The sequence below is a fragment of the Vibrio sp. OPT20 genome, from assembly GCF_963889365.1.
In the GTDB taxonomy this organism is placed as follows: Bacteria; Pseudomonadota; Gammaproteobacteria; order Enterobacterales; family Vibrionaceae; genus Vibrio; species Vibrio splendidus.
In genome coordinates, this window is record NZ_CAWPOA010000035.1 from 96,692 (window position 1) to 119,428 (window position 22,737).

At 43.6% G+C, this 22,737-nt stretch carries 21 protein-coding genes; 17 read left to right on the top strand and 4 right to left on the bottom strand.

The window, feature by feature from the left end; all coding sequences use genetic code 11:
- Window positions 1-172 precede the first annotated feature (172 nt).
- From AACR09_RS07795 to AACR09_RS07805, 3 genes are all read left to right on the top strand, one after another.
- Window positions 173-1,357 (top strand): amino acid aminotransferase, encoded by a 1,185-nt coding sequence (locus AACR09_RS07795; RefSeq protein ID WP_102461987.1) that lies wholly within the window; start codon window positions 173-175, stop codon window positions 1,355-1,357.
- A gap of 11 nt (window positions 1,358-1,368) precedes the next feature.
- On the top strand, window positions 1,369-2,055 hold the full coding sequence (locus tag AACR09_RS07800; RefSeq protein ID WP_017081072.1) for a putative ATP-dependent zinc protease: 687 nt from the start codon (window positions 1,369-1,371) through the stop codon (window positions 2,053-2,055).
- Window positions 2,056-2,379: 324 nt separating this feature from the next.
- The gene (locus tag AACR09_RS07805; protein ID WP_102488563.1) at window positions 2,380-3,987 is read left to right on the top strand and encodes an ABC-F family ATPase; all 1,608 of its coding nucleotides are present in this window, start codon (window positions 2,380-2,382) and stop codon (window positions 3,985-3,987) included.
- Window positions 3,988-4,154: 167 nt separating this feature from the next.
- On the opposite strand, the gene AACR09_RS07810 is transcribed toward AACR09_RS07805, so the two are convergent.
- Together AACR09_RS07810 and AACR09_RS07815 are read right to left on the bottom strand one after the other, a co-directional pair.
- A complete protein-coding gene (locus tag AACR09_RS07810) occupies window positions 4,155-4,679 on the bottom strand; it encodes a hypothetical protein (RefSeq protein WP_004731049.1) in 525 nt (174 codons plus the stop codon).
- A gap of 99 nt (window positions 4,680-4,778) precedes the next feature.
- Window positions 4,779-5,171 (bottom strand): YgiW/YdeI family stress tolerance OB fold protein, encoded by a 393-nt coding sequence (locus AACR09_RS07815; protein WP_004731047.1) that lies wholly within the window; start codon window positions 5,169-5,171, stop codon window positions 4,779-4,781.
- Between the two features lie 296 nt (window positions 5,172-5,467).
- Between AACR09_RS07815 and AACR09_RS07820 the strand changes: the two genes are divergently transcribed.
- The 4 genes from AACR09_RS07820 (at window position 5,468) to modC (ending at window position 9,589) form a co-directional block, all read left to right on the top strand.
- Entirely contained in the window at window positions 5,468-6,934 is a 1,467-nt protein-coding gene (locus AACR09_RS07820) for a cobyric acid synthase (RefSeq protein WP_193836294.1), read from the top strand.
- Window positions 6,935-7,028: 94 nt separating this feature from the next.
- Entirely contained in the window at window positions 7,029-7,787 is a 759-nt protein-coding gene (gene modA, locus AACR09_RS07825) for a molybdate ABC transporter substrate-binding protein (RefSeq protein WP_004731042.1), read from the top strand.
- On the top strand, window positions 7,788-8,486 hold the full coding sequence (gene modB / locus AACR09_RS07830) for a molybdate ABC transporter permease subunit (protein WP_004731040.1): 699 nt from the start codon (window positions 7,788-7,790) through the stop codon (window positions 8,484-8,486).
- Complete coding sequence (gene modC, locus AACR09_RS07835; RefSeq protein ID WP_065607045.1) at window positions 8,483-9,589, top strand: molybdenum ABC transporter ATP-binding protein ModC; 1,107 nt, start codon at window positions 8,483-8,485, stop codon at window positions 9,587-9,589. The genes modB and modC overlap by 4 nt, the downstream gene beginning before the upstream one ends.
- Before the next feature lie 392 nt (window positions 9,590-9,981).
- Here the strand turns inward: modC and AACR09_RS07840 are convergent, their stop codons facing one another.
- Window positions 9,982-10,419, bottom strand: coding sequence for a DUF3069 domain-containing protein (locus AACR09_RS07840; RefSeq protein ID WP_004731036.1), 438 nt, complete (start codon window positions 10,417-10,419; stop codon window positions 9,982-9,984).
- Between the two features lie 152 nt (window positions 10,420-10,571).
- Between AACR09_RS07840 and AACR09_RS07845 the strand changes: the two genes are divergently transcribed.
- Both AACR09_RS07845 and AACR09_RS07850 read left to right on the top strand, forming a co-directional pair.
- A complete protein-coding gene (locus AACR09_RS07845) occupies window positions 10,572-11,522 on the top strand; it encodes a diguanylate cyclase (protein ID WP_004731034.1) in 951 nt (316 codons plus the stop codon).
- Window positions 11,523-11,599: 77 nt separating this feature from the next.
- Window positions 11,600-12,631 carry a Solitary outer membrane autotransporter beta-barrel domain gene (locus tag AACR09_RS07850; RefSeq protein WP_193836295.1) on the top strand — a complete coding sequence of 344 codons (1,032 nt, stop codon included), beginning with the start codon at window positions 11,600-11,602 and terminating at the stop codon, window positions 12,629-12,631.
- Window positions 12,632-12,678: 47 nt separating this feature from the next.
- Here AACR09_RS07850 and AACR09_RS07855 read toward each other — a convergent pair whose 3' ends face one another.
- A complete protein-coding gene (locus tag AACR09_RS07855) occupies window positions 12,679-13,920 on the bottom strand; it encodes a GGDEF domain-containing protein (protein ID WP_017079247.1) in 1,242 nt (413 codons plus the stop codon).
- 338 nt (window positions 13,921-14,258) lie between these two features.
- On the opposite strand from AACR09_RS07855, the gene AACR09_RS07860 reads away from it, so the two are divergent.
- The 8 genes from AACR09_RS07860 to AACR09_RS07895 all read left to right on the top strand — a co-directional run bounded on the left by AACR09_RS07860 (window position 14,259) and on the right by AACR09_RS07895 (window position 22,717).
- Window positions 14,259-14,627 carry a late competence development ComFB family protein gene (locus AACR09_RS07860; protein ID WP_004731025.1) on the top strand — a complete coding sequence of 123 codons (369 nt, stop codon included), beginning with the start codon at window positions 14,259-14,261 and terminating at the stop codon, window positions 14,625-14,627.
- A 39-nt stretch (window positions 14,628-14,666) separates the two neighbouring features.
- Window positions 14,667-14,948: an HlyU family transcriptional regulator gene (locus AACR09_RS07865; RefSeq protein ID WP_017095724.1), complete on the top strand. Its 282-nt coding sequence runs from the start codon at window positions 14,667-14,669 to the stop codon at window positions 14,946-14,948.
- 300 nt (window positions 14,949-15,248) lie between these two features.
- On the top strand, window positions 15,249-16,799 hold the full coding sequence (pntA, locus tag AACR09_RS07870; protein ID WP_004731020.1) for a Re/Si-specific NAD(P)(+) transhydrogenase subunit alpha: 1,551 nt from the start codon (window positions 15,249-15,251) through the stop codon (window positions 16,797-16,799).
- A gap of 10 nt (window positions 16,800-16,809) precedes the next feature.
- A complete protein-coding gene (gene pntB / locus AACR09_RS07875) occupies window positions 16,810-18,189 on the top strand; it encodes a Re/Si-specific NAD(P)(+) transhydrogenase subunit beta (RefSeq protein WP_017079246.1) in 1,380 nt (459 codons plus the stop codon).
- A gap of 344 nt (window positions 18,190-18,533) precedes the next feature.
- Complete coding sequence (gene vxrA / locus AACR09_RS07880) at window positions 18,534-20,006, top strand: sensor histidine kinase VxrA (RefSeq protein ID WP_054546846.1); 1,473 nt, start codon at window positions 18,534-18,536, stop codon at window positions 20,004-20,006.
- Window positions 19,981-20,640 (top strand): response regulator transcription factor VxrB, encoded by a 660-nt coding sequence (vxrB, locus tag AACR09_RS07885; RefSeq protein WP_009845363.1) that lies wholly within the window; start codon window positions 19,981-19,983, stop codon window positions 20,638-20,640. Before vxrA ends, vxrB begins: the two co-directional genes overlap by 26 nt.
- Window positions 20,640-21,527: a DUF2861 family protein gene (locus AACR09_RS07890; RefSeq protein ID WP_017082176.1), complete on the top strand. Its 888-nt coding sequence runs from the start codon at window positions 20,640-20,642 to the stop codon at window positions 21,525-21,527. Before vxrB ends, AACR09_RS07890 begins: the two co-directional genes overlap by 1 nt.
- Before the next feature lie 50 nt (window positions 21,528-21,577).
- Window positions 21,578-22,717 carry a conjugal transfer protein TraF gene (locus AACR09_RS07895; protein WP_193836296.1) on the top strand — a complete coding sequence of 380 codons (1,140 nt, stop codon included), beginning with the start codon at window positions 21,578-21,580 and terminating at the stop codon, window positions 22,715-22,717.
- The last annotated feature ends 20 nt before the right edge of the window (window positions 22,718-22,737 follow it).

A 22,737-nucleotide genomic window follows, 5' to 3' on the forward strand; every position in this document is an offset into this window, starting at 1 on the left:
TTGTAAATTGATGGAATATTGAACTATCTGGAGTAGGGATTGCTAGGATGCACTGGATTCAACTAGAGTTATCTCCTAAAAATCAAAACTTTGATGAATTTCTGTTTCTTAAATTGTAAATAAAATGATAACTTGGAGGCCATTACTTGAATTTCAAAGGGTTGTGACTTTCATGTTTTCACATCTACCAAAACCAACTTTAGATCCAATTTTATCTCTTTCTGTCGCCTACCGTGGCGATCCTCGTACTGACAAAGTCGATTTAGGCATTGGCGTTTACAAAAACGACCAAGGCGAAACACCGATCATGAAAGCCGTTTCTATGGCTCAAGACATTGTTGTCGATACTCAGAAAACCAAAGCTTACGTTGGCCTAGCAGGCTGTGAAGAGTTTAACCAGAGCATGGTTGATCTGCTGCTTAAAGGGACTTCAGCAATGGATCGCGTTGCTGCGATTCAAACACCAGGTGCAAGTGGTGCACTTCGTATGTTGGGCGACTTAATGAAAGTCTCTCAACCAGACACCACAGTTTGGATCTCAAACCCAAGCTACGTTAACCATAAACCGGTGATGGAAGCAGCGGGCTTAAAAGTTCGATACTACAATTACTTCAGTCCTGAAACGAAGCAAGTTGATACTGCAAGAATGTTGGATGACCTTTCAAAAGCGGGTCCATCAGACGTGGTACTACTGCATGGTTGCTGCCATAACCCAACGGGTGCGGATATCAACTTTGAAGCGTGGCAGGAAATCACCAAGTTATCTCAGAAGAATGGTTTCTTACCGTTCGTTGATATTGCCTACCAAGGCTTTGGCGATGGCCTAGAAGAAGACGCGAGAGGTCTTCAACATATGGCTAACAACGTAGAAGAGATGCTGATTACAACGTCTTGCTCGAAGAACTTCGGTTTGTACCGTGAAAGAACGGGTGCAGCGATTGTGATTGGTAAGAACAGCGAACACGTTGGTAACGCGAAAGGTAAGCTTCTAACGCTTGCTCGTTCAACTTACACGATGCCGCCTGATCACGGTGCCGCTTTGGTTAAAACAATTCTTCAGAATCAAGAGCTAACATCGATTTGGAAGCAAGAATTGAGTGAAATGCAGCAACGTTTGTTAAATCTGCGCCAAAGTTTATGTGATGAATTGCGAAATACTTACAACACGTCACACTTTGACTTCATTGAAAGCCATAAAGGTATGTTTAGTGTACTAGGCTTTAAAGAAACTCAAATGAATCAATTACGTGAAGAATATGGAGTCTATGGTGTTGGTGACGGACGCATCAATATCGCAGGCCTTTCTGAATCCCATATTCCTTATGTAGCTAAAGCGATAGCTAACGTTTCGAAATAAAAGGTGACTGAATGTATAATTGGAAAGCGATTGTAGTTTTAATGCTAAGTGGTGGCCTGTTTGCTTGTTCGACGACGACTCAAGTTCCTGTCGAGCCAGAGCAAAAGCCTCAAGTAGAACAACCTGTTGTGGATGACTCTTCAAAGACTGACGCAACTGAAGGCGAGAAAGTAACGGAACCTACAGAGAAGCCTGAAGAAGTAAAACCCACTGAGCCAGAAGTTAAACCTGAGCCAGTTGAAAAGCCACCAGCAAAACCGTTAAAAACGGATGATGGAAAACTGATTCTTGGTGAAGAAGAGTGGGTGTTTGTTCCTGGTTTGAAAGAAGCATTTAAAGCTCGTATTGATACAGGCGCAACAACATCTTCGATCAGTGCTGTAGATATCGTTGATTTTGAGCGTGACGGAAAAGACTGGGTTAAGTTTAAAATTGAGCATGACGGTATCACAACCAAAGAGATCAGTTTACCGGTAGAGCGTTGGGTTAAGATCAAGCAGTCGAGCGCGGAAGGCACACAACGACGTGCTGTCGTCGTAGCTTCAATTCAAATCGGCGATCTGAAAGATAAAACTGAGTTTACGTTAGCAGACCGAACGCATCTTTCTTTCCCTATTCTATTGGGTAGAAGTTTCTTTAGAGATGTTGCGGTAGTGGATGTAAGCCAAAAGTACGTTCAAAAGAAAATTACTAAATAACGATACATCTCTTCCTCAAGCCTTTTAGTCTTGAAGAGAGATAGCTTTAAAAGCGATCAGATTAGAACATTTTTAGTATCGATAAATTGAATCCCTGTCAGTTCAACTGGTGGGGATTTTTCTATTTACACGTTAATAACGTATGAAAAGCATCTAAATGGTCTATGTTTACGATTCGTTTACGGTTTGGCCTCGACAACGTGATCGAGATCTCTATATAATCCGCGCTTCGATTTTTGTTTAATCCATACTTTCGTACTTCTTATTTAGGTTCTTGAAATAGCCTAATAATTATCTGTCAGTACACGCTTAGGAATTAGTTCTTTGATATCTACCGCGAACATCACAATGCAATTTGGCGCAGAGCCGCTGTTTGAAAACATCTCTGCTAAATTTGGTAACGGCAACCGCTATGGTTTGATCGGCGCCAATGGTTGCGGCAAGTCAACGTTCATGAAAATCCTAAGTGGTGCATTAACGCCAAGCTCGGGCAACGTTTCTATCACTCCAGGAGAAAAACTGGGTGTGCTAAGCCAAGATCAGTTCGCTTTTGAACAATACAGCGTTATCGACGTTGTGATCATGGGTGACAGAAAACTGTGGGAAGTAAAACAAGAACGTGACCGTATTTACTCTTTGCCAGAAATGAGCGAAGACGATGGTATGAAAGTCGCTGAACTTGAAAGTGAATTCGCTGAAATGGATGGCTACACAGCTGAAAGCCGTGCAGGTGATATCCTAATTCAAGCGGGTATCGAAGAAGAGTTCCATTTCGGCCTAATGCAGCAAGTTGCACCAGGTTGGAAACTGCGTGTGCTTCTGGCGCAAGCTCTATTTGCAAACCCAGATATTCTGCTTCTTGATGAACCAACCAACAACTTGGACATTCACACGATCAACTGGCTTGCTGAAGAGCTAAACCAGCGTAAATGTACAATGATCATCATTTCGCATGATAGACACTTCCTGAACTCTGTGTGTACGCACATGGCTGATATCGACTACGGTGAGCTACGTGTTTACCCTGGTAACTACGAGTACTTCCTAGAAGCTTCTGGTTTGATTCGTGAGCAACTTCTAGCAAACAACGCTAAGAAAGCGGCTGAAATTAGCGAACTTCAAGATTTCGTTAACCGTTTTGGTGCAAACGCATCTAAAGCGAAGCAAGCAAGTTCACGTGCTAAGAAAATGGACAAAATCACGCTTGATGAAGTGAAATCATCGAGCCGTATGAGCCCATCAATTGATTTTGGTGAAGGCAAGAAATTGCACCGTCAAGCGCTTGAACTTAAAGAGCTTAGTCACGGCTTCGATGGCGAAATACTGTTTGCTGGTGGTAACTTGCTGCTTGAAGCGGGCACACGTCTTGCTGTTATCGGTGAGAACGGTGTGGGTAAAACCACGCTGCTACGTTGCCTAGTTCAAGAACTAGAGCAAAACGAAGGTATCGTTAAATGGTCTGAAAACGCATCGGTAGGCTACTGCCCACAAGATAGCACGACTGACTTTGACAACGATCTGAGCATCTTCGATTGGATCTCTCAATGGCGCACAGTGAAGCACGATGACCTTATGGTACGTGGCATTCTAGGTCGTCTATTGTTTACTGCTGATGACGCGAACAAGAAAGCGCGTAACTGTTCAGGTGGTGAGAAGAACCGTCTGTTATTCGGCAAGCTAATGATGCAAGACATCAACGTGCTTGTAATGGACGAACCAACTAACCACATGGACATGGAAGCAATTCAAGCGCTTAACGATGCGTTGAAGGTTTACACTGGCACACTTATCTTCGTAAGCCATGACCGTGAGTTCGTTTCTTCTTTGGCGACACACGTCATTGATGTGAAAGACAAGCAACTGGTTAGTTTCCAAGGTACTTATGAAGAGTACTTAGATCATCAGAAAAAGATGCTGATGGTTAATTTATAAAGTAAGTCGCTGGCTTAGGGCGTGAACGACTAAAAGCCAACGAAACTAACAAACAAAAAAGCCCCGAACATTAATGTGTTCGGGGCTTTTCTATGTAATTTGTACAGCTATTTATTACTTAGTGACGAAACCTTAGCTTACAATAAAACCTAGGCAGCTAATTCAGTTTAGAAGCCGAATCGAGCAGACATTAAGATTTGGTGGCCATAAGTACCGTTGTTTCGCATATCAAGGCCAACAGACAGTTGATCTGTTGAGTGGAAGCGAGCGCCGATACCAACTACTGAGTGAGAGTCGTCGTTGTCGATCAGTTGACCAAGGCGTGCGTTAACTTCAACGTTTGCCATTAACCACGCTCTCAAACCGATGTTGACTTCAGTTTTGATGTGGTTGTCGTCATTACGTTCAATGTTGTGTAGTAGCATTTGACCCGTAACGTCAGCAAATTGACTAATTGGGCCGTTAAATCCCATACCTACAGCCGCATCCCAATCACTTTCAAATTCAGAATCGATACGTGCAACGAAGTGTGAGTTCTGAGTGAACATTGTTGTGACTTCACCACCGAAAGTACTTGGGCTAGTACCCATGCGTAGCTCGAATGTGTTGTAGTTAAAGTTGTTTGCAGACGCAGAGAATGAACACAGTGCAGCTAGTCCTAAAAGGACAGTCTTATTCGTGCAACCTAGCATGGTGACTCCATATAAATTGTATTTTTCGGCAGTATAATACAAAAAAGCCTGCAATATGCAGGCCAATTATTTGAAGTCAGTATGTTTTGTATATATCGCTTATAGAACTTGGATATGATCCACTTCGATTTCCGGTGTCTTGCCGCCTTCGTATTCGCCGAAGATACGTACTTTAGTATCAGCAGTTAGCGGTTGTGCTAGGCGGATATCATCATCCAATTCGATTTGAATTTCACTCTGTCCATCAGAGAAGACAAATGTATCATTCTTTAGCTGACGAACAATCTTGCCATCTACAATCGCTTCTTGCTCTGCGAACATGCTTGTGTCTGCAAGTAGTGTCGCAACAGAAACGGTTTCAATCGGCCCTGTGTAAGCGATAGCGCTCTCGTGCTTGCTATTGTTGCTATTGCTGCTGTGGTGGTCACTAGCCATTGCGAAAGTAGGGGCAAGGATAATAGTAGATGCGATAGCTAATACAGTTTTTTTCATGGTGAATCCCTTAATGTTGTTTTTAGTAGAAACGTTTCTCTGAATTTGAAACGTTTCTTTTCGTTAGTACGTTTTATTTGTTGATGCGCTGCTTATCGTTCATAAGCTTCGTTTCGATGGAGCTATTAAACAACACTGGGGTTGAATCCAGAGTGAGTAACACATTCATTTTCCATTCATTTTATTGAGCATCTACTCGGCAATGACGTTAAGATGGAGGCAGAGAAATATTGCCTACAGCTATAAATTGAAAATTAAGAAATTAAGAAATTAAGAAATTAAGGATTTAAGTACAGATGCGATCACCGTTAAACGCCCTTATGGTTCAAGGAACAACGTCAGATGCCGGAAAAAGTGTTTTGGTGGCAGGTTTATGCCGTGTTTTGGCAAGGAAAGGAATCAAAGTGGCACCTTTCAAGCCACAAAACATGGCGTTAAACAGTGCGGTGACAAAAGATGGCGGCGAAATTGGTCGCGCTCAAGCGGTTCAGGCGCAAGCTTGTAACATTGAACCTACTGTTCACATGAATCCGGTATTGCTAAAACCCAATTCAGATACTGGCGCGCAAGTGATTCTGCAAGGCCGAGCGATCAGTAATATGGAAGCTACGGGTTATCATGATTACAAGAAAGTGGCGATGGATACGGTTATTGATTCGTTTGACCGACTTTCTGAAGAATACGAAAGCGTGATGATTGAAGGTGCGGGTAGCCCAGCCGAGATCAATCTTCGCGAAAATGATATCGCTAACATGGGATTTGCTGAGAAAGCGGACATCCCAGTGATCATCGTTGCCGATATTGACCGTGGTGGCGTTTTTGCGCACCTCTACGGCACATTAGAGTTGTTATCTGAATCTGAACAAGCTCGCTTAAAAGGCTTTGTGATAAACCGCTTTAGAGGCGATATCGCGTTACTTCAATCTGGACTTGATTGGTTAGAAGAGAAAACCGGCAAGCCTGTGATTGGTGTATTGCCATATCTGCATGGTTTTAACCTAGAAGCGGAAGATGCCATTACCTCAGCCCAAGAGTCTGACGGAGAAGCTAAACTTAAAGTCGTGGTGCCAGTGCTAACCCGAATCAGCAACCATACGGACTTCGACGCGTTAAGACTTAATCCTTCCATTGATTTACGTTATGTCGGTAAAGGTGAACGTGTAAACAATGCAGATTTGATTATCTTGCCGGGTACAAAATCGGTAAGAGCAGATTTGGATTACCTAAAACAACAAGGCTGGGATGAAGATATTCAGCGTCATTTACGCTTGGGCGGCAAAGTGATGGGTATTTGTGGTGGTTACCAGATGCTAGGAAATATCATCCACGATCCAGATGGCGTTGAAGGTGAGCCAGGAAGCAGCGAAGGGTTAGGATATCTGGATACTGAAACGACGCTAACACAACAGAAAACCTTAACAAACGTGCGCGGCACCATGACACTTGATGGCAAAACAGCACAAGTAAAAGGGTACGAGATCCACGTAGGTAAGACTGATGTCAAAGAAATAGCATTACCGGTTCAGTTAGAATCAGGCTGCCTTGATGGCGCTGTGAATCAAGATAACTCGATTTTTGGTACTTACCTGCATGGCGTATTCGATAACAGCGATGCGTTGTCGCTTATTTGCGAATGGGCAGGAGCCAACGATGTAACAGCGATTGACCATGAACAGCTTAAAGAGCTGGGTATCAATCGAATCGCTGATGCCATCGAAGAGCATTTAAATCTTGACTTGCTTTGGCCGGAATTAACAATTTAGGTCTGAATTTAAAAGCTTTAGCCTGCGTTAATAGCTTAGGTCTGACTTAAAAGCGATCTCAAGAACTGAAACGAACAATAGATAAGTGATCATAATGAAAAAGCGAGTCATCCTTTTAACCATCGCCTTAACTTCGGCATTGAGTTCTAGTCATCTTTTGGCTGCGGAAAAGCTACGAGTTTACGCTGCATCGTCGATGACGAATGCGGTTAACTTGTTGGTCGAAGAGTTTGAGAAAGATCATTCTGTCGATGTTATTCCAGTCTATGCGAGCACGTCATCTTTGGTACGCCAAATCGAAAGAGGCGCGCCAGCAGACATCTTTATCTCGGCAAACGAAAAATGGATGACGCATTTAGTCGATCGTCAATTGGTTTCTAGTGACAATGTCACAAACTTGTGCGAAAACGAACTGGTGCTGATTTCCCCGAAAGAGACGCCAATATCGTTGGATCTCTCAAACGGTGACCAATGGGCTAAACTACTAACGAATGAAAGACTTGCGGTTGGCAATACTATGTCGGTTCCTGCAGGTATCTATGCGAAAGAAGCGCTAGAAACGTTAGGTGTCTGGGACGATGTGAAGACTCGATTGGCACCAAGTAACAATGTTCGTATGGCATTGGCTTTGGTAGAGCGTAGTGAAGCTAAGCTTGGCATTGTCTACAAAACAGATGCGTTGCTTTCTAAAGAAGTGAACCTCGTGTCGACGTTCCCATCAAATTTACATACGCCAATACGTTACCCTGTAGCGAAGTTGAGCGATAAAGTCGTCGCAGAAGAGTTTTATACTTTCCTTAATAGCGAAAAAGCGAAGGACACCTTGAACAGTTTTGGATTTGAAGTGCGCTAAATGATGTATTTATCGGAATACGAATACCAAGCCTTAATGCTGAGCTTGAAAGTCGCTGGGTTTGCCATCTTGTGGCTTATTCCTATTGGCATCGGCTTGGCATGGTTGCTTGCTAAGAAACAATTTGTGGGCAAAAGCATTGTAGAAAGTATTGTCCATTTGCCTTTGGTGCTTCCACCTGTGGTCATCGGTTACTTGTTGCTAGTGATGATGGGCAGACAAGGCGTTATTGGCTCTTGGCTTAATGACGTGTTTGGTATCGTATTCAGTTTTAGCTGGAAGGGCGCGGCACTCGCGTGTGTTGTTGTCGCGCTGCCATTGATGGTTCGTTCCATTCGTCTGAGCCTAGAAACCGTAGACAGTAAACTGGAAGAGGCCGCGGCCACATTGGGCGCTTCACCTCTTCGTGTGTTTTTCACCATCACTTTACCCTTGATGATCCCTGGGATCATTACCGGCACCATGCTTTCATTCGCAAGAAGCCTAGGTGAGTTTGGTGCGACCATCAGTTTCGTTTCAAATATTCCCGGTGAAACTCAAACCATTCCATTGGCCATGTATACCTTTATCGAAACCCCTGGCGCGGAGATGGAAGCGGCGCGTTTGTGTGTCATTTCAATTGTGATAGCGCTCGGTTCATTAATGCTATCTGAATGGCTCAACAAAAAGTCAGCAAAACGCTTGGGAGGGAACGCATGAGTGCTTTGATCCTCCAATATCAGCAACAGTTGGGTGAAACCTTTTTCGATATCGACTTAGAACTCCCTAGCAGCGGAATTACAGCGATTTTTGGTCGTTCTGGTGCGGGGAAAACCTCCCTCATCAATGCGATTAGTGGCCTTAAACAGCCAGACAAAGGCTTGATCAGCGTATCTGGAACCACTCTGTTTGACAGTCGCAATGGCATTAATTTGCCAACCCATAAGCGCAACGTTGGTTATGTGTTCCAAGAATCGCGATTGTTCCCGCACATGAAAGTCGCGGCGAATCTTAAGTACGGCATGAAAGGTACTGACAAAGCGCACTTTGAGCAAATAGTCTCGCTGTTGTCTTTGGACTCATTGCTTGATCGCTATCCAGCTCGCCTGTCTGGCGGTGAGAAGCAACGTGTGGCAATTGGACGTGCTTTGTTGTCTAAGCCGAGTATTTTGTTGATGGATGAGCCATTGGCCTCTCTCGACTTACCTCGTAAGCGTGAAGTGATGCCGTTTCTGGAAAACCTCTCTGAAACAGTGAATATTCCAATCATCTACGTGACGCACAGCCTTAATGAGATCCTGCGCTTAGCGAATCACCTTGTGATCATAGAGCAAGGCAAAGTCATTTCGTCGGGTGTGACGGAAGAAGTGTGGGCTTCAAGAGCCATGCAACCGTGGCAATCATTCTCAGAACAAAGTTCATTGTTTGAGGGGACGTTGGCTGAGCACAATGACGATTACGCGTTATCTCGACTGAAGCTTGGTAAATCGACATCGTTATGGGTTCAGAAGGTGTCGAGCGACATTGGAGCTGCGGTAAGGTTACAAGTTAGGGCAAATGATGTCTCTATCACGCTAGAACAGCCGCAAGGCACTTCTATACGTAATATCCTCCCTGTGACCATTAAAAGCGTAGAGACGCACCAGCAAGGCTCAAACAAGCAGAGTGTTGCAGTAGAACTGGAGCTAGAGCCTGGTTGTTACTTGTGGGCCACTATAACCTTGTGGGCTCTGGACGAGTTGAGTTTGGAAATCGGTCAGCAAGTCTACGCGCAAATTAAAGGCGTGAGTGTCGCTCAGCGAGATATTGCCGTCACGCACTGATTCAAGCACGACCTTTGAGGCAATGAGTGAGATAAGTTCGATCATTGCCTTTTCTATGTTTACTGCTTTTCAGCGATGCTTACTGCTTGTCTGCGATATGAATATTGATCTTGATTCCATGAATGGATACATGCGTCATTTTTTTACGGTATAACTGCCAGTTTTGCGCCACACTGTATGAGTGTTAAGGCATATTGCTTATTTGTCGAATGTCAAAAGCGACACTGACAAGAGCTTCAGTGGCAAAAACACAAACATATTGTGAGCGAAGCTCTCAAGCAACGAACAGAAAAAGCTGCAGGCACAAAAAAGCCGCATGTTTTAAATAACATACGGCTTAATCATTAAGTTTTCGTTAAGCATTCAACCTAAATTTAGGTGCGATGAATAGCTTAGCGGATGAAAACTTCTTTGAAATCACGCTTCAAGATAGCATCACGGCGCGCTTTCTTGATTTGCTTAGCCATGTCTTTTACACAGTTATGTAAAATTTGGTCAAGCAGTTGAGCTCGGTACTCTTCTTTCTCTTCATCAGACATGCCTTCTGGAAGTTTAAGAGTAGGGAACTCCTCCATCATGTTTACGCCAGCGAAAGCTTGGCTAACAGAGATTAGAGCGTGGAATTGCTCAAAGTTGTCCAAAACATTTTGTGCGCTTGCTGGAAGGCTGCTCCAAGTTTCACGCACTGCTTCTTCAGACACCTCATGAATAGAAGTAACCATGTTGTGCATCTCTTTAGGCACTTCATCAAATTCGATAACTTGGCGAAGCTCTGGTGAGATAGTGGTTAAATCGATTTCTTGTACTTCGTTGTTTGTAGCGTCTGACATAGTATTTCTCTTTAAAAAGAAACAATGCTAAAAAGATCTGTAAAAAAGTCAATATAATATAGAGATTAGGGCATGATTTAAGCCCAAATTTGAGCTACTTTGAATATTCAACACTAGATAAAGGTGATGTGATGATAGAAAAGGGATCTTCGATGCGCATATTGCTGGTTGATGACGTTCAACTAGACAGGATGCAACTCGCTATTCGACTCAAGCAATTGGGTCATGTTGTAGAAGCTGTTGGTAGCGGAAAAGAAGCCCTGAATGTTTATTCTGATTTTGATCCTGAACTCGTGTTACTTGATATTAGCATGCCAGACATGGATGGATTTGAAGTGGCTAATGAGGTTCGTGGCCAATTCCCAGAATGGGTTCCCATCATCTTTTTGAGTGGTCATGAAGAGCCGGAGATGATCGCGAAAGCGATTGATGCCGGTGGTGATGATTATCTAATCAAACCGGTAAACAAAGTTGTTTTGAACTCTAAGTTGATTGCGATGCAGCGTATTGCGCACATGAGACGAGAGTTAAAACAGAGTACCGCCAAGCTCGAAGAACTGAATATTCTCCTGCAGCAACAAGCCAATGAAGATGGCCTGACTAAATTGTATAACCGTCGATATATGGATACTAAGCTTGAAGAGAGCATTGCGTGGCACGGAAGACGTAATATCCCCATGACTGTCATACTTCTAGATGTAGACTTCTTTAAGCCTTACAACGATAATTACGGTCATATTCAAGGGGATAAGTGCTTGCAAGGGCTTGCCGGTACCTTGAAGCAGCTTTTTGTGCGTGCGGGAGAGTTTGTCGGTCGCTACGGCGGTGAAGAGTTTGTCCTTATCCTAAGTGACACAGACAGCGATGCTGCTATGTTGCAGGCGACACGTATAAAAGAAGCGTTGCATGAAATGAACTACGCTCATGAGCACTCAACGGTATCCGATAGAGTGACAGCGTCACAAGGTGTGCTCTCATTCGTGCCTGATGGGGGAGAATCTACCGCCTCTATTTACGAAAAGGTCGATCAAGCGCTTTACCAAGCGAAACAAAGCGGCAGAAATACCTTCATACAACGCAACATTTTGGAGCTTGCTCGTTAGTTGGCGAGCTCTTTGAGATATTTGAATTTATACTTTACTAGCGTTTTAGCTAGGAAGTGCTTTAAGTGATAAGAGAAATGCCAGATTCAAAGTCATTTTATGTGACTAAAACATGCTGGACGCTTGCGGTTCCTCTATTTTTAACCGCGGCTCCTCTAGTTTTAACTGCAGTGCCAACCACCGCTAATGCTAACTCCGTGTCTGATCTTTTCAGAAAGGAACTAGAGCAGCGCTTTGCCACCAGTGTATTACTTAACGATACCGATGTTTTTACTTTTGGTATTAATAACTTCGACCCGAACAAAGTGCTGAGTTTGGACAATGAAGATATTGGTTCGAACGATTCGGTGAGTCGTAGACAAAACATTACCTCCCTCAGTTTGCCTTATACATTTGAGTTGACAAGTTACATTGAAGACAACCATCAAGAGGTGACGCTACGCTTGTCTGCATTGCGGATCGAGAATGATGTTGAGTATGCTGCAGCAAACAAAAACGATTTTCAAAAAGAGTCGGTAGTGTCTGGCTACGTGGAATTCGCGAATGTATCTCAGTTAGACGAATATTGGAGCTTCAGCTCTGCAATCGGTAACCACATCTCTTACTACCGCAATGATTATGAATATCGCGCTTCGTTGTTAAAGCCTATTCAAGACCAACTGGATGGCGTCTACCTCAATACTGATGCTTGGGCTTACATCATCGAGCCTAAAATCAAGCTGATGTACGAAGATAAGAATGATTGGGGAAAGTATAAATTGAGTACCAGTTGGCATTACTTTAATGGTATTGGCTGGGGCGAGGCGAATAATGGCAATGTCGGCCACCCTGAAGGTTGGTATATCGCTAATGAAGCCAAGATTTTCTATGATCTAGTTCGTTGGGATAAAAACATCACATCGATGTACTCGAGTATAAGAAGAATTGATATAGGAGGTGACACCGTGGCTTCTATGGGCACAACATCTTACTACGAGGGCAGCGTAGGTTGGTTGCTTAACCCAAACCTGTTTAATGACTGGGTCGATAATGTGGGAATAGGGTTTACGATCAATTACGGAAGCAGTTTGAAAGGCGGGAGCTTAGTTATTTTCTTTAACCAAGATTAAGCTCCCTTTAGTCGAGTTATCGACACTTAAGCTATCGACACTTACGTTTAGCTATCAACACACAGCTTGTTTCGTCCGGTTTCTTTCGCTTTGTAGAGTGCCTTGTCAGCAAGCTTCAATACTTCTTCAGGATGCTTGGTGGTTGTGCTATCAGACAGCCCAATACTCACCGTCACATTCACCACTTCCGATGGTTTCCCGTTCTGACCACGATTTTTGATACCCACTTCATGGTCATCAGGACGCTCGTGGCTATTACGAATGGTCATGTCGTAGTTTTGGATCTCTGAAATCAGAACTTGAAGGTGCTCTTTCACCTGTTCCGTGTATTTGCCTTTAAAAATAATCGTGAACTCTTCTCCACCATAGCGATACGCTTTCGCACCACCGGTGGTTTCTCTAAGAATACGAGCCACCAGTTTCAGCACATCGTCGCCAATGTCATGGCCATAGGTATCGTTAAATTTCTTGAAGTGGTCGATATCAACCATCGCCATCGAATATTTACGGCCTAAGTGCTTCATATCGACTTCTAAGGCGTGTCGACCTGGGATGTTAGTCAGTTGATCATTAAACGCCATATCGTGGCTAGCAGACATCACATAGACGATGATCAACGTGCCTGATAAGGAGAACATAGTGCTAGAGATGTACTGCACGTCAAAGAAGATGAACGTACAAGAGGACAGCAAGATAGTGCTATAAACGACAACATCAATAGAACGGTTGTACACCAGCACTAGGATGGCTGTAAGGCCAAGCAAGCAAAGGCTATACAACACCAAAACAAAAGGCAGTTTGGAGAAGTCTCTAACAATGAACAGTAGGCCTTCACTCCATGATTCAAAACCGCCAGCATGGAAATGAGAAACGATCAATTGCGCCCAAACCATAAACAGCACGAGAACGATGGCGTAGAGGAGCATCGACTTTGAATTGACACCGTTATCCGGGAAGGCATACACCAATAAGCAAGTGACCGGTACTAATGCCGCAAGTAACGACAGCTCTAATAAGGTGGTTCCGGTGTTCAAAGGGGTTTGCAAGCGAACTTGGATGATCAGGTAGGCTACTAGCATGGTTAATGACACCATGGCCATGCGTCCTTGTCTGAATGTATGGCATAGCAAAACGGCAACGCTCAATAAGATATATGGAAGGTTGCTAGCAAACCCTAGGTTTGAATCCGTCACGAGAATGACGTTGTTCATACCAGCGAATAAAATTGCCAATAAAAATAGAGGGAAGCAAAATCGAAACATGCTCGACGTTACAAAAGAAGATGCCATTTACGTGGTGAGCCTAATTATACTGATGATCTTGTAATTTAATTTTATACGTAGGATACGGTTAAACAAGCGAATGCCAAGCTTTTTGCTTAAATCAGAGCAAAAACATAGTCATAGGTCGCTAATGGTGCAACCATTTTTATATGTATTTGAGTTGCTATTAACCATAGAACCAACTACACAGTATATATGAGAAATTAATTAGTCGTTATAGTTAGTTAACATGCAGTTAGTAAATCTGTAGTAATGAGTAGGGTATAGTAAGGTAACAATATGTAGGTCGTTGCCAATCAGGCTAGAACTCGATCTGTCGTGATAGCTACAAATGGAGGTGTGGTATGCAAATTAGTGTTGATGTTCACAACTATATGGAAACTCTGGTGGGTCAGGTCTTGGCTACCGAGGAATATGTGTCTAGTTATAACAACGAACAGTTGGCTGATCTGGCGTGTTTGGCTTTAGGTCAACTTAAGCCCATCTATATTCGTTTCGATATCGATTTTCTTTCGGCATTGCCAGAAGACAAATTGGTACTCTATAAACGAAATAGTGAGATCGCGGTCAAAAATGCAGAAAGTATGATTATTGACGATCGAAGACGCGAACGTGACGACAATGTGCCTGTTATATTTAGTCAACACAATTTTGATGATGACGTAGAATTGCAATGGTATGAAAAGCCATTGTTGAACCGTAAACAGTCGTGATAGTTTAGGGTTAATACGGTCATTTAAGGAGTAAAAAACGTGGGATTCTTTTCTAGATTATTTGGTGGCAAAGAAAAAACCGAACAAAAAGTAGATATTGAGCCAGTCGAATATAAAGGCTTCAATATCTATCAAGATGCCATTGCAGAATCTGGTCAATACCGTGTTGCTGGGCGAATCGAGAAAGAATTCGACGGTGAAATCAAAACTCATCGTTTTATTCGTTCAGATGTTGTTTCAAACAAACAAGATGCCGATGAATTGATGCTAAAAAAATCGCAGATGTTCATCGACCAAATGGGCGACAATATATTTAGCTAACCAAATAGGGTTAGAATTGATGTTGGTCATAATTTAGAGAGCTTTCAGTGTATATGCTGAAAGCTCTTTTTAGTTTTAGGGACAAAGAACAGCTAGTAAGTTGTTATTTAAAGGATTATTTGCAAGTGGTTTGACCTCTTAGTTCGAGACGGTCGTCATTTCTTCAAATGAAGCGCTCAAATTCCATCCAAATCGTTATAAGTAATAACTTTTCCTGTTCTTTGAACAAAACGCTTGAAGTATTAGTTGTCGTTAGATACAAACGAATAAGTCATTCGTGCCAATAGTCAAGGAATAGCTATGCAAATTGGTGTACCAAGAGAAACACTCGCAGGTGAAACGCGAGTCGCTGCTTCGCCGAAATCGGTAGAACAGCTTCTAAAATTAGGATTTGAAGTTTGTGTTGAATCACAAGCAGGTGCGTTAGCAAGTTTTGAAGATGCAGCTTATGAACAAGCTGGAGCAAAAGTTGTTACTGCAGATGAAGCTTGGAAATCCGATATTATCTTTAAAGTTAACGCTCCGATCGTTGACGAGTCTAAAAACGAAATCGATCTACTTAAAGATGGCGCAACATTGGTCAGCTTTATTTGGCCTGCTCAAAATCCAGAATTGATGGAACAATTGTCTACTCGTAGCATCAACGTGATGGCGATGGATTCTGTTCCACGAATTTCGAGAGCTCAGGCGCTAGATGCATTGAGTTCTATGGCAAATATCGCCGGTTATCGTGCCGTTGTTGAAGCGGCACATGAATTTGGTCGATTCTTCACGGGTCAAATTACGGCGGCAGGTAAAGTTCCACCAGCAAAAGTATTGGTTGCTGGTGCGGGTGTTGCTGGTCTAGCGGCGATTGGTGCTGCAGGTAGCTTGGGTGCGATCGTTCGTTCATTCGATGTTCGTCCTGAAGTAAAAGAGCAAGTCGAATCTATGGGCGCTGAATTCTTGGAAGTCGATTTCAAGGAAGATACCAGCGCGGGTGATGGCTACGCAAAAGAGATGTCTGAAGCATTCAACAAGAAAGCGGAAGAGCTTTATGCGGCTCAAGCAAAAGACGTCGATATCATTATTACAACGGCACTGATCCCAGGTCGCCCTGCACCTAAGCTGATTACCAAAGAGATGGTAGACAGTATGAGTGCAGGTAGCGTCATTGTGGATCTTGCCGCTGCGAATGGCGGTAACTGTGAATACACGGTTGCAGACCAAGTGATCACAACCGCTAATGGCGTGAAAGTGGTAGGTTACACCGATATGGTTGGTCGACTGCCGACTCAATCATCTCAGCTATACGCGACTAACTTAGTTAACCTGCTGAAACTGCTTTGCAAAGAGAAAGATGGCAACATCAATATCGACTTTGAAGATGTCGTCTTACGTGGCGTAACGGTGGTTAAAGAAGGCGAAGTGACTTGGCCAGCTCCACCAATTCAAGTTTCTGCTCAACCACAACAACAAGCTAAGCCTAAAGCGGTGAGACCTGAACCAAAAGTTCAAGAACCTGTCTCTCCAATTAAGAAAGCGGCGGGTATGGCAGTTGCTGTTGGTGCTTTCGCTTGGATAGCTTCGGTTGCTCCTGCTGCGTTCTTATCTCACTTTACCGTTTTTGTTCTCGCTTGTGTGGTGGGTTATTACGTAGTTTGGAATGTAAGCCATTCACTGCATACACCTCTGATGTCCGTAACTAACGCGATTTCAGGGATCATTGTAGTAGGCGCACTGTTACAAATAGGACAAGGAAGTGGCGTCGTCACATTCTTATCATTTATTGCCGTATTAATTGCAAGTATCAATATCTTTGGTGGCTTTACCGTGACCAAACGTATGCTTGAAATGTTCCGTAAAGACTAAGGAGTAACAGATGTCTGAAGGATTAGTACAAGCAGCTTATATTGTTGCTGCTGTATTCTTTATAATGAGCTTGGCCGGGTTATCGAAGCAGGAATCTGCACGTGCAGGTAACTATTACGGTATCACGGGTATGGCAATCGCGTTGATCGCGACGATCTTTGGCCCTCATTCTGCTGGAATTGTGTGGATCATCATTGCTATGGTGATCGGTGGTGGTATTGGTATCCACTTCGCGAAGAAAGTAGAAATGACCGAAATGCCAGAGCTGGTGGCAATTCTGCACAGCTTCGTAGGTATGGCGGCGGTACTTGTTGGTTACAACAGCTACATTGATGCACCAGAAGCGGCAACGCATGCAGAGCACGTTATCCACTTAGTGGAAGTGTTCCTAGGCGTCTTTATCGGTGCGGTAACCTTCACCGGTTCTATTGTTGCATTTGGTAAGCTTCGCGGCGTTATCTCTTCGTCGGCACTGAACATCCCTCATAAGCACAAGTGGAACCTAGCGGCTATCGTTGCTTCTACATTGCTCATGATCATGTTCGTTAAAGCTGACGGCAGCATGTTCGCGTTAATGGTGATGACTCTTATCGCATTCGCATTCGGCTACCACCTAGTGGCATCGATTGGCGGCGCAGATATGCCAGTGGTTGTTTCTATGCTGAACTCGTACTCTGGTTGGGCAGCAGCGGCAGCAGGTTTCATGCTTGCGAACGATCTGCTTATCGTAACGGGTGCTTTGGTAGGTTCGTCAGGTGCGATTCTGTCTTACATCATGTGTAAGGCGATGAACCGTTCGTTCATTAGTGTTATCGCTGGTGGATTCGGCCAAGACGTGGTTGTGTCTGATGGCGATGAAGAGCAGGGTGAACACCGCGAAACATCAGCTGAAGATGTGGCAGACATGTTGAAAAACTCAAAGTCAGTCATCATCACTCCAGGGTACGGAATGGCAGTAGCTCAAGCTCAATACCCAGTGCATGAAATCACTGACAAGCTAAGAGCGCAGGGCATCAAAGTTCGATTTGGTATCCACCCAGTTGCTGGTAGGTTACCGGGTCACATGAATGTACTGCTTGCTGAAGCAAAAGTGCCTTACGATATCGTTCTTGAAATGGACGAAATCAACGATGACTTCGATGAGACAGATACTGTATTGGTTATTGGTGCAAATGACACCGTGAACCCTGCAGCACTTGAAGATCCAAACAGCCCAATTGCTGGTATGCCAGTACTTGAAGTTTGGAATGCTCAGAATGTTATCGTATTCAAACGTTCGATGAACACAGGTTACGCCGGTGTGCAAAACCCACTGTTCTTCAAAGAGAATACGCAGATGCTGTTTGGTGATGCTAAACAGAGCTGTCTAGGCATTCTAGAGCATCTATAGAAAGCACTTTCCAGTCTCTTGTTAAGAAGTTTTTTAAGAAAATTTCTAAGAGTTTTCCAAGTGCTTTCTAAGCACCATGTAATAACCAGACTAGGAGCTCATTTGAGCTCCTTTTTTTGATCCTCAGAACTTGTCTTAACCTAAACCCACAACGAATGGGGTAAAGAAACCAAAGCAAAACCCATTCGAATGATGGCTGGTTTCACCAATCAGCTTGCGAGTGCGCCTGTGCAACACAATCCTAATATGATGGGATTTATCGCTATAACTCACCATTCCCACTGTTTTTCATGCGGTTAAAAATTTATCTTTGATAGCGAATGGTATATATTTGTTTGATCTATATGAATTTGCGTTGGTTTGTGATCATCAAAAGAACATTTACTCTTCTTATCGCTACGTTATCTGTGTCTGCAAACGCGCTTGCTGACTCTTTACCTGAGCGTATCGATAATTTCACCAAACTCTTTGATCATGAAACCGCAATCGAATCTTATGATATTCGATTGTTGCAGGCTGATTATCCAACACGTTTGATCATGCCGTCTTCTATGCTGCCACAAACCGCAGAGTACCCATTAAAAGACATACAGCGCTTATACCAGTTATCAAAAACCTGTAGCGGGAAATTACCGTTAAGCCCGTTGATCACCGAACCTTTGGTCTTTACTCGTGCAATGTGTAAAGGAACCAAGCTTTCTGATCGTTGGTTTAGCCGTAGTGGCTTGATTCACCCTGGTGGTGGTTCCTATGCGGCGCGATACGTAGAGAAGTACCCGGACAAGTTCGACTCTTTGAAACGCTTTATGCATATTCAAGAGCGTCCAAACACTGAACATGATGAACTGTTATCTCGTTTACAAAACATGGACAGTGAAGCTATCACGGCACTGTTAGCCGGTTCGAGCATGTTTGTCGAGCTTGACGAAATGTGGGTAAAACGCGGCGACAGATATTACCTGTACAAAGAATCAGACTGGAATGAAAACGCGACACTTTCTGGATTATCGTTCAGTTTATCTTCAGAAGGCAAAAGCTGTTTTGTTCAGCGCGGTAATGTATGTTGGGAAATAGAAGATCATTCCGAGCTTCTGCAAGTCGCCATGTTTATCTTGGTGCTCGCCAACATCATGCTTGTTTTGGGGTGGGCAGTTTACCGTTGGAACAGTAAGAAACAAGAGATGAAGAGCCGCATGCTGGTGCTTCAAATCCTAACGCACGAATTAAGAACGCCGATTGCAAGTTTGTCATTGACCGTTGAAGGGTTCAGACGCGAGTTCGAACACTTACCAGAATCGGTATATGATGAGTTTCGTAGGCTGTGTGAAGATACACGCCGTTTAAGGCAGTTGGCAGAAGCAAGTAAAGACTATTTGCAATCAGACAACCAACCGCTCGCAACAGAGTGGGTACCAAGTGTCGAAGAGTGGCTTCAATACAAAGTTGAAGAAGAATTTGCACCGGGAATTGAACTCCGTGTAAACAAAGACATTGCTGCAAAAATAAACGTATATTGGTTAGGAACGTGCATCGACAACCTGATCAGAAACGCCGTGAAATACGGTGTCGCACCAGTGATACTAGAACTGAATACTTCTGACAAGAAGCTGACATTCAAAGTTATAGATAATGGAGACTTGTCCCGCAAAGATTGGGGGCAACTAAGAAAGCCATTCGTAAGTAAGAGTGGACTCGGTTTAGGTCTGACGATAGTGGAATCTATGGTCGGAAAAATGGGCGGTCACATGACGCTTATCGGCCCCCCAACAACATTTATTTTGGAGATACCTTGTGAAACAGACATTGCTTCTCGTTGAAGATGATAAAAATTTAGCTGACGGTTTATTAGTTAGCCTTGAGCAAGCTGGATATGAATGTTTGCATGCAGAACTGATCTCTGAAGTTGAAGGCTACTGGGAACAAGCGGACCTAGTGATTCTAGACCGTCAACTTCCTGATGGTGACTCAGTAGATTCACTTCCAGGTTGGAAGAAAAAGAAAGACATCCCAGTTATTTTGCTGACGGCTCTCGTCACAGTAAAAGACAAAGTTGCGGGCCTAGACTCAGGTGCAAACGACTACCTAACTAAGCCTTTCGCTGAAGCTGAATTGTTTGCTCGAATTCGCGCGCAGTTACGCCTGCCTGATGCAGAAGATCAAGACGCATCAAAAGTGATGGCTCAAAATCTGGTTATCGATAAAGCGACACGTGAAGTGTTTTTCAATGAACTGGAAGTCACGTTAACGCGCACAGAGTTTGACCTACTGCTATTTTTGGCAAGCAACCTTGGCCGTGTTTTCACACGTGATGAGCTGCTTGACCATGTATGGGGTTACAACCATTTCCCAACAACACGTACGGTAGACACGCACGTTCTGCAACTAAGACAGAAACTGCCGGGTCTAGAAATCGAAACGCTGCGTGGCGTTGGTTACAAGATGAAAGCGTAATGAAAAAAGCCTTACTTCCACTATTAATGTTGTCTTGCGTGGTGAATACCGCGCAAGCTGCAGATTGGTTTAAGAGTAGCGATACTCTAACTCAAGTTCATAAACACCTGTTGGATAATGACTTACCTCAGATGTTTGATTCACTAGTGGAAGTTTGGCAAATCAACTCTTCTCAATCACGAGAAGACCACCTCAATGAGCTGTTCGATCAAGCATTGAACAAAGATTGTGGTAAAACCCTCACCAGAAAAACACTCCCAGATTGGATCAGTTCAGTCGTCGTTAAAAGACACATCATTCAAAGCCCTGGCCGAGATACTTTTCGCGTATCGATTGATGTTGAATCCGAAAACAACATTCAAGATATTACCTTCGAGAAGTGGGTCGATAAGATTGTTTCATCGGACAGCGAGCTAACCAAAGACAGTGAAGTGGTAAACAACGCATCGGTGAGCCTATACCGCAAGCGTTACAATTTAGCATCTCAACTTGAGTCAGGCCTGTATCGTTTAAGTGTGAAAGGCGATGGCGGTAATTCATGGAGTACTTGGATTATTCTTGGTGACGTTGCTTTTCGTCAGCAAGTTCGTTGGGCATCAAAAGACACGTGGCGCATCGATAAAAAAGAACTTCTGAATCCTTATTGTCCGCTTCCTAAGCTCGAAATTGGTTTATACGATTACGTCGATGAACACTATGAGCAGGTGTGGGGCAAGAGCTATGAATCTGATTATCCAATGAACCTCACTGGCGAAGAACTTCCCAATGATCGCTACGTTTTGGCGGTTTCAATGGTGCATTCTCGCTGGCAAGGTGACATAGCGATAGAACAAGCACAAACTATCAGTAAAACTTATGATATTTCTAGCGAAGAAGAGTTAAAGTAATTTAGAATTGAGCCGTTAACTATGTAAGGGATCTAACAAAGATAAACGGCATGAAAAATACGACTAAACTACTCGCAGCATCAATTGCATTCGCCAGTCTTCCTCTTTCAGCAGCAAACTACGCCATTGAAGCGCGTGGTGATGCGATGGGTGGTGTTGGTGTTGTTTCAGCAAACTTCCTAACCGCTCCATTCTATAACCCAGCACTTGTTGCCATTTATCGTCGTAACGATGATATGGGAATGATCACGCCAAGTTTTGGTGGTAGCTACAATGATCCTAACGATATGAAATCGAATATCGATGCCGTGCTTGATGCATCCGGTAGCGATATTACGGATGGCTTGAAGAAGCTTGACGGTAATCAAGCTAACGTTGAGTTAGGTGGCGTTGTTGCTTTTGCATTGCCAAATCAGTTTATTGCTGCCAACCTTTTTGCTAAAGCTTACACGGAATCTTTCGCAAGTCCTGACGTACATACTGGTGGTACAGAACAGCAGCAGCTTGAACTGTCCACCGTCGAGGCGGTTTCTATTGGGGTCGCCGAAGTCGGCCTCTCTCTTGCTAAATACCAAACTTTCATGGGCCAACATATCTCATTTGGTATCACACCTAAGATTCAGCGAATTTACACATACAATTATGTGGCGTCGGTGAAAGATTACGATCTGTCTGACGTACGAGAAAACAGCAATGGTGAAACTGCGTTCAACATGGATGCTGGTGCACTCTGGTTCTTCGGTCCATTCCGAGTGGGTGTAGCTGCGACTAATTTGATCTCAAGAGACATTGAGACGAAAGACACAACTCAGTTATTAACAAGCGGCTCTCAAAGTAACCTTGTTGGCGGCAAATATAATTACAAGCTTGAACCGGTATACACCGTTGGTGCCGGCATCGTATCGGATTACTTTTCTTTCAGTGTTGATTACGACCTAAACGAGACTGAGAAGTTTACTTCGTTCGAAGATAACGAACAGATGATTCGTGTTGGTACCGAAGTCGATCTTCTGCGTCAGCTTAAGTTAAGGGGAGGGTACTACAAGAACCTGGCTTACTCTGATTCGGAAGGAACAGTCACAGCCGGTATTGGTATCTCGCCACTCAATTTGTTCCTGTTAGATTTAAGTGCGAACTACACAAACAAAAATGCAATGGGTGCTTCAATCAATTTCCTTGCTAGTTACTAACAGTCCTTATATAGTTCTGC